The organism is Pseudomonas sp. LBUM1656, assembly GCF_059716065.1.
Genome location: NZ_CP166800.1, coordinates 1521817 through 1535126, shown reverse-complemented (window position 1 = coordinate 1535126; position 13310 = coordinate 1521817). Strand labels below are relative to the sequence as shown.

Annotated in this window: 15 protein-coding genes, 1 tRNA gene and 2 pseudogenes; 7 read left to right on the top strand and 11 right to left on the bottom strand. The window is 58.0% G+C overall.

What is annotated here, in order from left to right; genetic code table 11:
* The first annotated feature begins 11 nt into the window (after nt 1–11).
* Nucleotides 12–611: a cupin domain-containing protein gene (locus ACA072_RS06860; RefSeq protein ID WP_497624952.1), complete on the top strand. Its 600-nt coding sequence runs from the start codon at nt 12–14 to the stop codon at nt 609–611.
* A gap of 90 nt (nt 612–701) precedes the next feature.
* On the opposite strand, the gene ACA072_RS06855 is transcribed toward ACA072_RS06860, so the two are convergent.
* The 3 genes from ACA072_RS06855 to ACA072_RS06845 form a co-directional block, all read right to left on the bottom strand.
* Nucleotides 702–1013 carry a hypothetical protein gene (locus tag ACA072_RS06855; protein ID WP_497623723.1) on the bottom strand — a complete coding sequence of 104 codons (312 nt, stop codon included), beginning with the start codon at nt 1011–1013 and terminating at the stop codon, nt 702–704.
* Nucleotides 1006–1371 (bottom strand): hypothetical protein, encoded by a 366-nt coding sequence (locus ACA072_RS06850; RefSeq protein WP_497623722.1) that lies wholly within the window; start codon nt 1369–1371, stop codon nt 1006–1008. The genes ACA072_RS06855 and ACA072_RS06850 overlap by 8 nt, the downstream gene beginning before the upstream one ends.
* A 248-nt stretch (nt 1372–1619) precedes the next feature.
* On the bottom strand, nt 1620–1943 hold the full coding sequence (locus tag ACA072_RS06845; RefSeq protein WP_497623721.1) for a hypothetical protein: 324 nt from the start codon (nt 1941–1943) through the stop codon (nt 1620–1622).
* 115 nt (nt 1944–2058) lie between these two features.
* On the opposite strand from ACA072_RS06845, the pseudogene ACA072_RS06840 reads away from it, so the two are divergent.
* From ACA072_RS06840 to ACA072_RS06830, 3 genes and pseudogenes are all read left to right on the top strand, one after another.
* Nucleotides 2059–2233: pseudogene (locus ACA072_RS06840) on the top strand (phage holin family protein); the annotation flags it as partial.
* A complete protein-coding gene (locus tag ACA072_RS06835) occupies nt 2230–3072 on the top strand; it encodes an N-acetylmuramidase domain-containing protein (RefSeq protein ID WP_497623720.1) in 843 nt (280 codons plus the stop codon). The pseudogene ACA072_RS06840 and the gene ACA072_RS06835, both read left to right, overlap by 4 nt.
* A gap of 100 nt (nt 3073–3172) precedes the next feature.
* Nucleotides 3173–3489: pseudogene (locus ACA072_RS06830) on the top strand (hypothetical protein); the annotation flags it as partial.
* Nucleotides 3490–3569: 80 nt separating this feature from the next.
* Here the strand turns inward: ACA072_RS06830 and ACA072_RS06825 are convergent.
* The 5 genes from ACA072_RS06825 to dapA form a co-directional block, all read right to left on the bottom strand.
* Nucleotides 3570–3659, bottom strand: a tRNA-Ser gene (locus ACA072_RS06825).
* An 83-nt stretch (nt 3660–3742) separates the two neighbouring features.
* Nucleotides 3743–4456, bottom strand: coding sequence for a phosphoribosylaminoimidazolesuccinocarboxamide synthase (purC, locus tag ACA072_RS06820; RefSeq protein ID WP_008034929.1), 714 nt, complete (start codon nt 4454–4456; stop codon nt 3743–3745).
* A gap of 28 nt (nt 4457–4484) precedes the next feature.
* Nucleotides 4485–5243 carry an MBL fold metallo-hydrolase gene (locus ACA072_RS06815; RefSeq protein ID WP_008153089.1) on the bottom strand — a complete coding sequence of 253 codons (759 nt, stop codon included), beginning with the start codon at nt 5241–5243 and terminating at the stop codon, nt 4485–4487.
* 4 nt (nt 5244–5247) lie between these two features.
* Nucleotides 5248–6363, bottom strand: coding sequence for an NlpB/DapX family lipoprotein (bamC, locus tag ACA072_RS06810; protein WP_497623719.1), 1116 nt, complete (start codon nt 6361–6363; stop codon nt 5248–5250).
* Between the two features lie 17 nt (nt 6364–6380).
* The gene (dapA, locus tag ACA072_RS06805) at nt 6381–7259 is read right to left on the bottom strand and encodes a 4-hydroxy-tetrahydrodipicolinate synthase (protein WP_403098986.1); all 879 of its coding nucleotides are present in this window, start codon (nt 7257–7259) and stop codon (nt 6381–6383) included.
* Nucleotides 7260–7587: 328 nt separating this feature from the next.
* On the opposite strand from dapA, the gene ACA072_RS06800 reads away from it, so the two are divergent.
* Both ACA072_RS06800 and ACA072_RS06795 read left to right on the top strand, forming a co-directional pair.
* On the top strand, nt 7588–8148 hold the full coding sequence (locus ACA072_RS06800) for a glycine cleavage system transcriptional repressor (protein WP_109628402.1): 561 nt from the start codon (nt 7588–7590) through the stop codon (nt 8146–8148).
* 10 nt (nt 8149–8158) lie between these two features.
* Entirely contained in the window at nt 8159–8632 is a 474-nt protein-coding gene (locus ACA072_RS06795) for a peroxiredoxin (protein ID WP_497394791.1), read from the top strand.
* A gap of 126 nt (nt 8633–8758) precedes the next feature.
* Here the strand turns inward: ACA072_RS06795 and ACA072_RS06790 are convergent, their stop codons facing one another.
* Nucleotides 8759–9829, bottom strand: a complete 1071-nt coding sequence (locus ACA072_RS06790; protein WP_497623718.1) for an AI-2E family transporter — start codon at nt 9827–9829, stop codon at nt 8759–8761.
* 31 nt (nt 9830–9860) lie between these two features.
* Nucleotides 9861–10100 (bottom strand): sulfurtransferase TusA family protein, encoded by a 240-nt coding sequence (locus tag ACA072_RS06785; RefSeq protein WP_497623717.1) that lies wholly within the window; start codon nt 10098–10100, stop codon nt 9861–9863.
* A 98-nt stretch (nt 10101–10198) separates the two neighbouring features.
* Here ACA072_RS06785 and ACA072_RS06780 point away from each other — a divergent pair, with 98 nt between their 5' ends.
* Nucleotides 10199–11632 (top strand): M48 family metalloprotease, encoded by a 1434-nt coding sequence (locus tag ACA072_RS06780; protein WP_497623716.1) that lies wholly within the window; start codon nt 10199–10201, stop codon nt 11630–11632.
* A gap of 80 nt (nt 11633–11712) precedes the next feature.
* Here the strand turns inward: ACA072_RS06780 and ACA072_RS06775 are convergent, their stop codons facing one another.
* Nucleotides 11713–13140 carry a DegQ family serine endoprotease gene (locus ACA072_RS06775; RefSeq protein WP_497623715.1) on the bottom strand — a complete coding sequence of 476 codons (1428 nt, stop codon included), beginning with the start codon at nt 13138–13140 and terminating at the stop codon, nt 11713–11715.
* Nucleotides 13141–13310: the final 170 nt, after the last annotated feature.

Here is a 13310-nt window from a genome sequence, read left to right as displayed (position 1 = left end):
ACAGCAGCAAGATGCCGCCTGCCAGCAGCGCGCCCACACAGGACAGCGCTACGGCAGCACCGCACTTTCTCGGCACACGGATTCGTGGGTTGCGTAAACGTCGGGGCATGACCCTGGCGGAGTTGGCACAGATGAGCGAGCTGACGGCGGGGTATATCAGCCAGCTGGAGCGGAACCTGGCTTATCCGTCCATTCCTGCGCTGTTCAATATCGCTCGTAGCTTGGGTGTGACCATTCAGTGGTTCTTTGCCAGCGAGGGCAATACGGCACCTGAAGATAACGGCGTTGTGGTGCGCAAGCACACTCGGATGAGCGTGCATTATGAAGACGGGATTGTGGACCAGCTGCTGACACCGCAGCCGAATCGGCAGTTGGAAATGCTGCATTCACGGTTTCCGCCCGGGACTTACAGTCAGCAAAGTTACAGCCATGAAGGTGAAGAGGCCGGGTACGTGCTATCGGGAAGTTTTGAGCTGTGGGTGGGGGAACGGTATTTCCAGCTGAATGAAGGGGATAGTTTCAGCTTTTCGAGCCAGGAGCCCCATCGCTATGGAAACCCTGGGGAGGTGGATGCGGTGGTGATCTGGGTGATAACACCGCCTTCGTTTTGAGGGTTTGGCAGCCGTCTTGGTGCATGAAGCATTCAGGCGGCTCGACCACTGCATAAAAAACCGGCGCCTGGCCGGTTTTTTGTTCGTCGTTTACAACCAGCCGAATCCTTTCCCCATGACCGCCGCCAAACCCAGCGCGGCGGTAATTAAAGCGCCGAACAGCAGACGAAAGTCCGTTCGAGCTTCTTGCCGCTGCTCACGAAAATCAGTGCGAAGGTCACCGAGGTCACGCCGGACGTATTCGATGTGCGTTTCAAGTTTGGATACACGCGGTTCCAATGGGTTTTCTCCTGGAGGACCTGGTGGTCTTCGTCCATGTTCTTCCCCGCCACTCCTTTTGTTGCTCGGGAAGCGGTCGGGGTAATGCTCATCAAGGTTTACCAGCACAAAAGGTTCACTCATCGCAGACCTCCAGCGCTACGGTTTTGCTGCCGTCTTCGACGACGATATCTGCCAGCACACTGAGCGAATGCAGGCGAATGAATCCGCAGTACGTGCAGTTAAGCATCACCGCCGGTGTGCCAGAACGTAAGTACTCCTTGCCACATGCCCAAGGCAACCCTACGCCCGTAGCCCCGACCTGCAGTGGTAACTCCCACTCATCATGCTCACAGAACGGGCACTCGGTATTCTTTATTCGCGCTTTGAAAATGTTGGCCAACCGCCCGGTATCGAGATGAAGATCCCCAGGCATTGGCTTACCTCGTGACACCCCGGTCTGATCATCGCCCTGAAAACCTTCTTCACTGCCGCTGTACATCGCTACCTCCTCCTTGAGGGAATAAATCATCGATTAACCGATCAACCAGAAGATGGTGCGTAACGTCCAGCCACCTGCTCGACCACGAAGTCATGACTGATGTCTTCGCTGAAAAACGAATATACCTTCGATCAATCTCGGACGTATCCGCGTACGAAGTAGGACGATTCGCTTGTTTGTGTCAGGCCGGAATTATGGCTGTGAGATTTGTCCAGGCGGCTCTAATTCGAAGTTTACCAGCGTCAGGGTCACGGGTTTCCAAGATGAGTGGGGTCTTCAGTTGGAAAGGTCAGTGGCCGCTCCGGCGTTGCGCCGGCATCGCTCTGAGGTTCGGCATGAGGTCTGGAAATGATCTGGGCCACCAATCCCGACACACCCCTTTCAATCAGTGAAAGCAGTCCGAAAGTTATAAAGCCAAAGATCAGCCCGGCAACCAGTATGCTCAAAGGGTGAATTTGCACGGCATCGGCGCTTTCCAGCATGTAGAGAAAAGCCTGGACAGCGACGGCCACGCAGGCCGCAACAGCTGCTATCAGCTTGATAATCAACCAAAGCCGCCGCCATCTGTTCATGCTATCCCCCGCTATCCGGTGATTTAGCTCTTTATTGCATGATAGCTAATGGGCGGGATGTGCCTGGTTTCCTTGCATATCTTCAGATAATCAGGGGCGGCCTCTTCAAACGCATCTCGAAGCCCCACTCTGCGGTGCGTTGACAATAGTGGCCGGCCATGGCCTTTCGTTGCTCGGTGTTTCCGCGTCTACCGCACCTTTTTTTTGGCGGTATTATCGACTTGGTAGGCGTGGAAGGAACCCGCGCCGCAGCCAGGAATTTTTTCAAGCGCAAGGAGGCCTCACAATGATTTCATTACGTCACGGCGACCGCTCGCAAGCGGTACGCCATCTGCAAACCACCCTGAACAACAACGGCGCCCGTCTGATCGTTGACGGGCACTACGCCGATAATACCGAAGCGGCCGTGCGTGCTTATCAACTGAGCATCGGTCTGGTGGCTGATGGCATCGCCGGCCACAAAACGCAGACAGCGCTCGCCGGCAATGACTGCCAGCAACTACTGAAAAACGCCGACCTGGTCAACGCCGCGCAACGGCTCGATGTGCCGCTGGCAACCCTCTACGCCGTCAACGAAGTCGAATCAAAAGGCCGAGGTTTTCTCTACAGCGGCAAGCCGGTGGTCCTGTTCGAGCGGCACATCATGTACCGCCGTCTTTCGAAAGTTCGACACCCAAACGATAACCCCGCCGACCTCAAACACCACGCCGATCAACTCGCTGTCGCTCACCCGGCCATCGTCAACCCGAAAGCCGGTGGCTACGTCGGTGGTAGCGCCGAACATCAGCGGCTGTACAGCGCTCGCGTGCTTCATGACATCGCCGCCCTGGAATCCGCGTCATGGGGCGCCTTCCAGATCATGGGCTTTCACTGGGAACGACTGGGATTCGCCAACGTGCAGGATTTCGTTGCAGCCATGAGCGCGGATGAATCGCAGCAGTTTGATGCGTTCGCGCGCTTCATCGAAACCGACCCGGTTTTATACAAAGCACTGAAGGCACGCAATTGGGTCGAGTTCGCCAGGCTCTACAACGGGCCGGACTATCAGCGAAACCTTTACGACATCAAGCTTCAGCGCGCTTACGAGCGGCACGAGAACTGCGGTTGTGGTCAGTTGGTGGCCGCATGATCCAGTCTTGCATCGCTTATCGGGGCATCAATCCCAAAGGCGATCATGAACAAACCCGACAACCTGTGGATGGTCGCCTCGCAACGCCTGCACGACAGTCCTCACCGGTCTGTTCAGCGATCAAATCCCAACCAACGCTGACCGCGAAAGCCTGCACCGCCGAACATACCGCGATGGTACGTTAATTGGGTACGACAGCATTGCTCATCACCTCAATGCCACGCTCGTCGATGGCGGTACCACCACCCTGATCAGCCCGGTGGCGTCCGTATTGCGGGCCCGATCACTCATGAGGGCGACTACACCCAGACCGGCAATCAAACCATCTCCGGTAAATTTACCGTCTCCAAGTACGTAGTCGCGGCTTATTATCCGTACTCCACATTCCATCGAGTGAACGAGAGCAATTTTCCCTGAAAATGCCCTAACCCAAACGCCAGAAACGAAAAAGCCCCTGAAATCTTTAACAATTTCAGGGGCTTAGTCTTATTCAATAATGGCGGAGAGATAGGGATTCGAACCCTAGGTACCGGTGAAGGTACAACGGATTTCGAATCCGTCCCATTCGGCCACTCTGGCATCTCTCCAACGGCGCGCATCATAACAACACTTTCGCCGGAAGCGAACCCCCTAAGCGAAATTTTTCCGTGCTATCAGATGCTTGCGTCGATTAAAGCGGTACGCCCAGACGATTGGCAACTTCTTCGTAGGCTTCGATGACGTCACCGAGGCCCTGGCGGAAGCGGTCCTTGTCCATTTTCTTGCCGGTGGCCTTGTCCCACAGGCGGCAGCCGTCCGGGCTAAATTCGTCACCCAGGACGATGGAGCCGTCGGAGAAGACGCCGAATTCAAGTTTGAAGTCGACCAGCAGCAGGCCGGCGTCGTCGAACAGTTTGCTCAGGACTTCGTTGACCTTGAGCGACAGTTCTTTCATGCGAACCAGTTGCTCGGCGGTGCCCCAGCCAAAAGCCACGACGTGGGATTCGTTGATGAACGGGTCGCCCTTGGCGTCGTCCTTCAGGAACAGTTCGAAGGTGTAAGGGTTGAGCTTCATGCCTTCTTCGACGCCCAGGCGCTTGACCAGGCTGCCGGCCGCGTAGTTACGCACGACGCACTCGACCGGAATCATGTCGAGTTTTTTCACCAGGCATTCGTTGTCGCCCAGCAGTTTGTCGAATTGGGTCGGCACGCCGGCGGCTTCGAGTTTCTGCATGATGAAGGCGTTGAACTTGTTGTTCACCATGCCTTTGCGGTCGAGCTGCTCGATGCGCTTGCCGTCGAACGCCGAGGTGTCGTTGCGAAACAGCAGGATCAAGCGGTCAGCGTCGTCGGTCTTGAAAACCGATTTGGCTTTGCCGCGGTAGAGTTCTTCACGTTTTTCCATGATGGGCTCCGCTTGCTAAGTAGGTGGGCTAGGCGATGTGTCGCCAGTCGAGCCCTGAATCTTGATCGGCCAGTTGCAGCCAGTCCGGGTCGCACCCAAGGGTGTCGACAAAACATTGCCGGGCCAGCTGCGGCAGGTTGTTCTTGCTGCTCAGATGGGCCAGGACCAGGTGTTGCAGGCCTTGCCAGCCCAACTCGGACACCAGGAATGCCGCCTGGTGGTTGTTCAAATGTCCCAGTTCCCCGCCCACCCGCTGCTTCAGGAAGTACGGGTAGTGACCGCGAGCCAGCATGTCTCGGCAATGGTTGGACTCGATCATCAACGCATCGAGGTCCCGATAACCGTCCAGCACCTTGTTGCAATACGAGCCCAGGTCGGTCAGCAGGCCGAAGCGCCGCTCACCGTCGCTGAACACGTACTGCGTCGGTTCCTGTGCATCGTGGGCCACGGCAATGACGCCGATGCTCAGTGCGCCGATCTGCAGTTGCTCACCGCCGGCCAGAAGGCCAGCCGGTTCAATCGGTTTGCGCATCCCGCGCAAGGTCCCGCGACTGAGGTAGACAGGCAGATTGTAGCGCCGAGACAGCAAACCCACGCCATGCACGTGGTCGGCATGTTCGTGGGTCACGAGTATCGCGCTCAACTGCGCAGGGTTCACACCCAGGCGCAGCAGGCGTTTTTCGGTTTCCCGCAGGGAAAAACCACAATCCACCAGCACATACGTGTCAGCGCTGGCTATCAGCGTGCCGTTCCCTTGGCTACCGCTGCCGAGAACGGCAAAACGCATGTGATCAGCCCAGGTTGTCCTGAATAACGCTCAACACTTTGCGCGCCACTTCTGCCGGCGCCACGGTGTTGATGTTTTTCTCGACGGTGACCTGGACGTTCTCGCCAACCTTGCTCAGGCGAACCTGATAACGCTCGGCACGGGCTTCAACTTCTTCCTTGCTCGGCGCGCTGCCGAACAGGCTGCTGAAGAAGCCAGGCTTCTCGTCTTTCTTCTCGGCTTTTTCGGAGAGGTTGATGTAGTACAGACCCAGGCTGCGGTTGATGTCTTCAACGCGCCATTCGCCCTGTTCCAGCGCACGACCGACGCTCGACCAGGCACGATCCAGGTCGTTGCCGACGTTCAGGACCGGGTTGCCGCTGCCGTCTTCACTCAGGCTGACACGATTTGGCGTATCAAAATCACGTGAAGCCAGCATCGAGACCGAACCGCCCTTCTCCGAGATGCGGCTCATGCTTGCGAGCATGTCGTCGACCAGTGCCGCGTCCAGGCCAGTGTTGACCGAACGGTTGGTGAAGGCCACGTCGGCGGTGCTGCCGGCAGGACGTTCGGCACTGACCACGTAGACTTCACTGGTGTTGCGTTGCACGCCCGGCTCGATACGAACCCGGACGCGGGTTTCGCTGTCGGTGCTGACCCCGGCGGCGCTCAGGCGCTTGGCCATCGCTGCCGACAGTTCGTCGGAATGCTGCCAGGTGGTGGTGAATTCGCCGGTTTGCGGCTTCTGTTCGTCCAGACGGAAACCGTTGTCCTGGAAGAACTGCACAGCCACTGGCCAGACTTCGGCAGGTGGGTTCTGGGCGACGATCCAGCGCGAATCACCGGTCTTCTGCAGCGAGTAGGCGCTGGCGTCGGCCCCAGCCGTCAACGGCTGTGGACGCGGCACGATGTACTCGCCCTTCGCGGTGTCATCGGCCACGTTACGCGGGATCGGCAGCAGCGGATCCAGACGTTTGGCGGTGCTGACATCCGTTGGCAATTGCATAGGTGCAGTCTGTTGCGCTTCCAGGTAATCGCTACCACGGTCACGGAAATAACCTTCCGGGCCCCAGACCCATCCACAGCCACTGGTGCTGGAGATAATCAAGGCAAGTGCGGAAAGTCCGGCCAATCGCTTCATGCGTAGTGCTTCCTCAATTAAACCAGTACGCCGGACTGGCGCATGGCCTGCCGCAGCGGTTCGTGACAGGCAGCGCTGAGCCAGGTGAGCGGCAGACGGATACCGTCCGGCATCAAGCCCATTTCATGCAATGCCCATTTCACGGGGATAGGGTTGGATTCGATAAACAGGGTTTTATTGAGCGGCATCAGCTTTTCGTGAATCGCACGGGCCGTGACGGCGTCGCCTTTCAGGGCAGCGTTGCACAGGTCGCTCATGTCGCGCGGAGCGACGTTGGCGGTGACCGAGATGTTGCCTTTACCGCCGAGCAGGATCAGCTCGACCGCGGTGGCGTCATCACCGGACAGCACCACGAAGTCTTTGCTGACGCCGTCGATGATGGCTTTGGCACGGGCCAGGTCGCCGGTGGCTTCCTTGATACCGATGATGTTTTTCACGGTCGACAGGCGGATCACGGTTTCGGTCAGCATGTCGCAGGCCGTACGGCCCGGCACGTTGTAAAGAATCTGCGGGATGTCGACGGCTTCGGCGATGGCCTTGAAGTGCTGGTACAAGCCTTCCTGGGTCGGCTTGTTGTAGTACGGCGTGACCAGCAGGCAAGCATCGGCGCCGGCGGTCTTCGCATTGGTGGTCAGCTCGATCGCTTCGCGCGTCGAGTTCGCGCCGGTCCCGGCGATCACCGGAATGCGCCCTGCCACCTGCTTCACCACGTAACGAATCACTTCAATGTGCTCGTTCACGTCGAGGGTGGCCGATTCACCTGTAGTGCCGACCGCCACGATCGCGTGGGTGCCGTTCTGCAGGTGAAAGTCCACCAGTTTGCTCAGGCTGTCCCAGTCGAGACGACCTTGTGCATCCATGGGTGTGACCAGTGCCACCATACTGCCCGCAATCATGCAACCGCTCCTGCCGGAAAAAGAGAGCGGTAATGGTACTGGCGCCAAGATGCTTGTACAAGCAAAGTACTGCGCTGCTGCCATTCCCCTTGGCGCTGCTTTTCGCTACCCTTCAGACTTTGATCGGTACTGACAAGCTAGTACGCCGGGTTTCAGCCTCCATTTTCGGCATCACAAGCCCCGATCCAGCGTTGCCACCCCTCGCTCCTGCCTTGATGGAGCACGTTGCAACCTTCGGCCCGGGTTTTCTGAATTCGCATCCGCAGGCTCGCCCCCGGTAGTAAAAGCCCGTAAAAGTATCGACCGCTCATCGCTTTAGGAATGCTGCATGTCCACCCCCACAGTTCGCGAACAATTCCTTGTCATCAGTGCCCTCGGCGCCAACCCCATGGAGCTGACTAACGTCCTGTGCCGCGCCAGCCATGAAAACCGCTGCGCCGTGGTCACCTCCCGCCTGACCCGTCATGGCGAGTGCAGCGCGTTGATCCTCGAGATCTCCGGCAGCTGGGACGCCCTGGCGCGCCTGGAAGGCAGCCTGTCGGGCCTCGCCAAGAAGCACGCATTCACCGTTAACGTGGTGCGCAGCGCAGCGCTGGAGAATCGTCCGCAGGCCTTGCCTTACGTCGCTTATGTCAGCTCGGCCTATCGCTCGGACATCATCAATGAGCTGTGCCAGTTCTTCATGGACCACAACGTCGAGCTGGAGAACCTGACCTGCGACACGTATCAGGCGCCGCAAACCGGTGGCACCATGCTCAACGCCACGTTTACCGTGACCTTGCCGGCCGGCGTGCAGATCAGCTGGCTGCGTGATCAGTTCCTGGATTTCGCCGACGCGTTGAACCTGGACGCGCTGATCGAACCGTGGCGCCCACAAAACCCAATGTAAGGAAGCTTTCATGGCCGTTGCCATCGACCAACCGGTTACCGACTTCGAAGCACCTGCCACTAATGGACAGACCGTCAGCCTCGCAGGCCTTAAAGGCAAGCAAGTGGTGATCTATTTCTATCCGAAAGACAGCACGCCGGGCTGCACCACTCAGGGCCAGGGCTTTCGCGATCAGCTTGATGCCTTTAAAGCGGCTAACACCGAAGTCTTCGGCGTGTCGCGCGACAGCTTGAAATCCCACGAGAACTTCAAGGCCAAGCAGGCGTTCACCTTTGAGCTGATCAGCGACAAGGAAGAAGCGCTGTGCCAGTTGTTTGATGTGATCAAGCTGAAGAAGCTGTATGGCAAGGAATACATGGGCGTTGATCGCAGCACTTTCCTTATTGATAAGGACGGTGTGCTGCGTCAGGAATGGCGCGGTGTGAAGGTGCCGGGGCATGTGGATGCGGTTTTGGCGGCTGCACAGGCGTTGAACAAGGCCTGAATTTATCGGCGGCTGTTCCGACGTCATCGCGGGCAAGCCCGCTCCCACAGGATTAACGCAAACCCTGTGGGAGCGGGCTTGCCCGCGAAGAGGCCATCAGCCTCACTGCAAAATTAGAGATGACGGTTAAAGCAACGGCGCCACCACCGGCTCTTTGCGCGGCCATGCGTCCAGTACGGCCTTGAACAAGGTTGCTAGCGGAATCGCAAAGAACACTCCCCAAAATCCCCACAACCCGCCAAACAACAGCACCGCGCAGATAATCGCCACCGGATGCAGATTGACCGCTTCCGAGAACAACAGCGGCACCAGCACATTGCCGTCCAGTACCTGGATAATCCCGTAGACCGCCATCAAGTAAATGAACTGATCGCTCCAGCCCCACTGGAACAGCGCAATCAGCAGGACCGGCACGGTCACCACCACCGCCCCGACATACGGCACCACCACCGACACCCCCACCAGCAATGCCAGCAGCGCCGCGTAGTTGAGCCCCAGCACGACGAAACCGATGTAGGTCACACCACCGCAGATGAAAATTTCGATGACTTTGCCGCGAATGTAATTGGCAATCTGCCGGTTCATCTCATGGGCAACCCGGGTGATCAGCGCTCGCTCACGCGGCAGATAACCGCGTACCCACTGGCCGATCATCTCGCGGTCCTTGAGGAAAAAGAACACCAGAATTGGCACAAGCACCAGGTAAATCATGATGTTCACCAGCAACGGCAGGCTCGACAGCGAGAACGTCAGCGCCCACTGACCGAACTTGCCGATCTCGCCCCGCGCCACCTCGATGGCCTGCAGCACCTGCTCGTCGGACACCAGATGCGGATAGCGCTCGGGTAGCAGCAACAGCAGTGATTGCCACTTGGCTAGCATGCCGGGCAGCTCGTTGAACAGCGTGATCAGCTGATGCCAGAGCAACGGCACCACGACAATGATGAACACCAGCAACACGCCCATGAACAAGGCGAAGACCAGCCCCACCGCCACCCCGCCGGGCATGCGAAGGCGTTCGAGGGTGACGACCAGGCCTTGCATCAGGTACGCCAGCACCATCCCGGCGAGTACCGGTGCGAGCATGCCGCCCAACGTGAGCACGGCGGTAAAGGCCAGAAACAACAGCACGGCCAGCACCACGGCTTCTTCATCGGAAAAGTAGCGCTGAATCCAGTCGCGTAACACCTTGAACATCAATAATCCTTAGAAATGAACGCAGCAGGTTTCAGGCTTTCTTCAACCAGTAGCGGTAGACACCCGCCTCATCTTCTTCGCGAAGCAGCGTATGACCGGCCAATCGGGCAAAGGTGCGAAAGTCGCGCTGGGAGCCCGCATCGGTGGCAATCACCTTGAGTACCGCGCCACTGGCCAATCGATTGAGCTCCAGCTTGGCCTTGAGCAACGGCAAGGGGCAGTTCAGGCCACTGGCATCCAGTTCGGCGTCATGGGCTACAACGTCGGTCATTACATCGCTCCGGGTCAGGTGGTGGAGTTGCCTAGAATATCTGGTCCCAAGCCAAGTGTCCGGCTACAGTAAGGTCTTTGTCGACTAAGGCTTTGTGCATGACTTTTTTGCGCCCTACCCTGCTGACGCTCGCTTGCCTGCTCGCCTCACCGGGCTTCGCCGACGATCTGCCGTCACTCGGCGACGCCAGTTCTGCCATTGTCTCGCCGCAACAGGAATACCAATTGGGCCGTGCGTGGCTGGCACTGTTGCGCAGCCAGGTCTCTCAGCTCAACGATCCGCAGCTCAAGGATTACGTCGAATCCAGCGTTTACCGACTGGTGGAAACCAGCCAGGTTAATGACCGGCGCCTGGAGTTCATCCTGATCAACAGCCCCCAGCTCAACGCCTTTGCAGCACCGGGCGGGATTGTCGGGGTCAACGGTGGTCTGTTCCTCAATGCCCAGACCGAGGGCGAATACGCTTCGGTACTGGCGCACGAATTGGCTCACTTGTCGCAACGCCACTTTGCCCGTGGTGTTGAAGCCCAACAGCGCATGCAAGTGCCGATGATGGCCGCCCTGCTGGCCGGTATCGTCATTGCGGCTGCCGGTGCCGGTGACGCCGGGATCGCGGCGATTGCGGGTACTCAGGCGGCGGCGATCCAGGAACAGCGCCGGTTCTCGCGCCAGAACGAGCAGGAAGCCGACCGCATCGGCATCCTCAATCTGGAAAAGGCCGGTTACGACCCGCGGTCGATGCCGACCATGTTCGAGCGGTTGATGCGTCAATACCGCTTCGACGCCAAGCCGCCGGAATTCCTGCTGACTCACCCGGTCACCGAATCGCGGATCGCCGACACCCGCAACCGCGCCGAACAGGCCAAACCGGGCGGCGTCGAAGACACCATGCGTTATCAGTTGATTCGTGCACGCGTTCAGCTGGTCTATGAAGAAACCCCTGGCCTGGGCGCCAAGCGTTTCCGTGCGCAACTCGATGAGAACCCGAAAAACGACGTCGCACGTTATGGCCTGGCGATTGCCCAGATCAAGGGCGGCCAGTTGAACGAAGCTCGTGAGAACCTCAAGCTGCTGCTGGCCAAATCACCCAACGAGATCATCTACAACCTGGCGCAGGTCGACCTGGACATCACCAACAATCGTCTGCCCGATGCTCAAACGCGGGTTGACCGGATGCTGACTCAGTACCCCGGCAACTATCCGCTGAACCAAGTGCGTGTCGATCTGCTGCTGAAACAAAACCGCGCAGCCGATGCCGAAAAGGCACTCGAAGGCCTGCTCAAGTCACGCCCGGACGATCCAGACGTTTGGTATCAGGTGGCCGAGACGCGCGGGCTGTCGGGCAACATCATCGGTCTGCATCAGGCTCGAGCAGAGTATTTCGCCCTGGTGGGTGACTATCGCCAGGCCATTCAGCAACTGGACTTCGCCAAGCGCAAGGCCGGCAGCAATTTCCCGCTGTCGTCGCGTATCGACGCCCGACAGCGTGAGTTGATGGAGCAGGAGCGCATGGTCAAGGACATGATGGGCTGACCTGCTTCAGGAGCACAAAAGCTTCAGGCACAAAAAAACCGCCTCTTTCGAGGCGGTTTTTTATTCAGCCGACAACCGGTTTATTCAGCCAGTTTGAAGGTGATGAAGCTGGCACGACCTTGACGCAGAACCCGCATGGACACCGAACGATTCTTCGGCAGTGCCTTGGCGATTTCAGCGAACTCCTTGCTGTCGTTGATTGCCTGGTTGTTCAGGTGAGTGATCACATCATTGGGCTGCAAGCCGATGAGCGATGCAGGACCGTCCTGAACTTCCTTGATCACCACACCACCTTTGAGGTCGTAGGTTTTCTTCTGCTCGGCAGTCAGATCAGCGACGGCAACGCCCAGACGATTGCTATTGGTTTCGACACCGGACTTGAGTTTCGAGTCCAGCTCTTTGCCTTCGTCAGGGATTGCGCCAACTGTCAGCTCGACATTCTTGCGCTTGCCGTCGCGAATCACTTCAAGTTTGGCCTTCTCGCCTTCCTTCAGTGCCCCCACCAGGTGCGGCAGATCGGCAGACATGACGATCGGTTGACCGTTCATGCTCAGGATCACGTCGCCGACTTGCAGATCACCCTTGGCAGCCGGGCCATCTTCCTGGATCTGGGCCACCAGCGCACCGGCTGGCTTATCCAGACCAAACGACTCGGCCAGATCCTTGTTCACTTCCTGGATCACGACACCCAACCAGCCACGGCTGACTTTGCCGCCACTTTTCAATTGATTGGAAACATCCATGGCCACATCGATAGGGATCGCGAACGATACGCCCATGAAGCCACCGGAACGGGTGTAGATCTGCGAGTTGATCCCGACCACTTCACCGGCCAAGTTGAACAGCGGACCGCCTGAGTTACCCGGGTTGATGGGCACGTCGGTCTGGATGAACGGCACATAGTTTTCATTCGGCAGGCTACGACCAACAGCGCTGACGATACCTTGGGTCACGGTATGGTCGAAACCGAACGGCGAACCGATCGCTACAACCCACTGGCCGGCCTTCAGGTCCTGGGACTTGCCCAGTTTCAGGACGGGCAGATCCTTGCCTTCGATTTTCAGCAGCGCCACGTCGGAACGTGGATCCGTGCCCACAAGCTTGGCTTTCAATTCACTGCGGTCGGAGAGACGAACGAGAATTTCGTCGGCATCGGCGATCACATGGTTGTTGGTCAGGATGTAGCCGTCTGGAGAGATGATGAAACCCGAGCCCAGAGACTGCGCTTCACGCTGGCGATCACCGCGAGGCGAGCGTGGCTGCTGCGGCATGCCCCGCTCGAAGAACTCGCGCAGCGCGGGTGGCAAGCCTTCAAGGTCGGGCATCTGGCCGGACACTCTGCGGTCCGGCAGCTTTTGCGTGGTACTGATGTTCACCACCGCGGGCGAGGCTTGCTCGACCAGTTGGGTAAAGTCAGGCAATTCGACTGCTTGAGCAGTGACCGCCTGACCGAGCACCAGCACGGTGGCAAAAATGGAAAGATAAGACTTCAAGCGTGGTATCGACATACGGCTCCCGTTACGACGAGCATGGTTAAGCGATATGGAGCAAGGAACACCGGGAAAGATACGCCGGTATTTTTGTTCCGGGAACAACAAAACAAGGCCAGAGCCGTGAGGCTCTGACCTATAGAAAAATTCAGGTTTTTTTGCAAATTGAAATGCTCACCAAACATTTC

Coding starts and splice junctions, on each gene's coding strand:
- purC (WP_008034929.1), bottom strand. CDS start 4,456: ATGGAAAAACGTGAAGAACTCTACCGCGGCAAAGCCAAATCGGTTTTC.
- ACA072_RS06790 (WP_497623718.1), bottom strand. CDS start 9,829: ATGTTCAAGGTGTTACGCGACTGGATTCAGCGCTACTTTTCCGATGAA.
- ACA072_RS06780 (WP_497623716.1), top strand. CDS start 10,199: ATGACTTTTTTGCGCCCTACCCTGCTGACGCTCGCTTGCCTGCTCGCC.
- bamC (WP_497623719.1), bottom strand. CDS start 6,363: ATGAAGCGATTGGCCGGACTTTCCGCACTTGCCTTGATTATCTCCAGC.
- ACA072_RS06785 (WP_497623717.1), bottom strand. CDS start 10,100: ATGACCGACGTTGTAGCCCATGACGCCGAACTGGATGCCAGTGGCCTG.
- ACA072_RS06800 (WP_109628402.1), top strand. CDS start 7,588: ATGTCCACCCCCACAGTTCGCGAACAATTCCTTGTCATCAGTGCCCTC.
- ACA072_RS06860 (WP_497624952.1), top strand. CDS start 12: ATGCCGCCTGCCAGCAGCGCGCCCACACAGGACAGCGCTACGGCAGCA.
- ACA072_RS06815 (WP_008153089.1), bottom strand. CDS start 5,243: ATGCGTTTTGCCGTTCTCGGCAGCGGTAGCCAAGGGAACGGCACGCTG.
- ACA072_RS06795 (WP_497394791.1), top strand. CDS start 8,159: ATGGCCGTTGCCATCGACCAACCGGTTACCGACTTCGAAGCACCTGCC.
- ACA072_RS06855 (WP_497623723.1), bottom strand. CDS start 1,013: ATGAGTGAACCTTTTGTGCTGGTAAACCTTGATGAGCATTACCCCGAC.
- ACA072_RS06850 (WP_497623722.1), bottom strand. CDS start 1,371: ATGTACAGCGGCAGTGAAGAAGGTTTTCAGGGCGATGATCAGACCGGG.
- dapA (WP_403098986.1), bottom strand. CDS start 7,259: ATGATTGCGGGCAGTATGGTGGCACTGGTCACACCCATGGATGCACAA.
- ACA072_RS06845 (WP_497623721.1), bottom strand. CDS start 1,943: ATGAACAGATGGCGGCGGCTTTGGTTGATTATCAAGCTGATAGCAGCT.
- ACA072_RS06835 (WP_497623720.1), top strand. CDS start 2,230: ATGATTTCATTACGTCACGGCGACCGCTCGCAAGCGGTACGCCATCTG.
- ACA072_RS06775 (WP_497623715.1), bottom strand. CDS start 13,140: ATGTCGATACCACGCTTGAAGTCTTATCTTTCCATTTTTGCCACCGTG.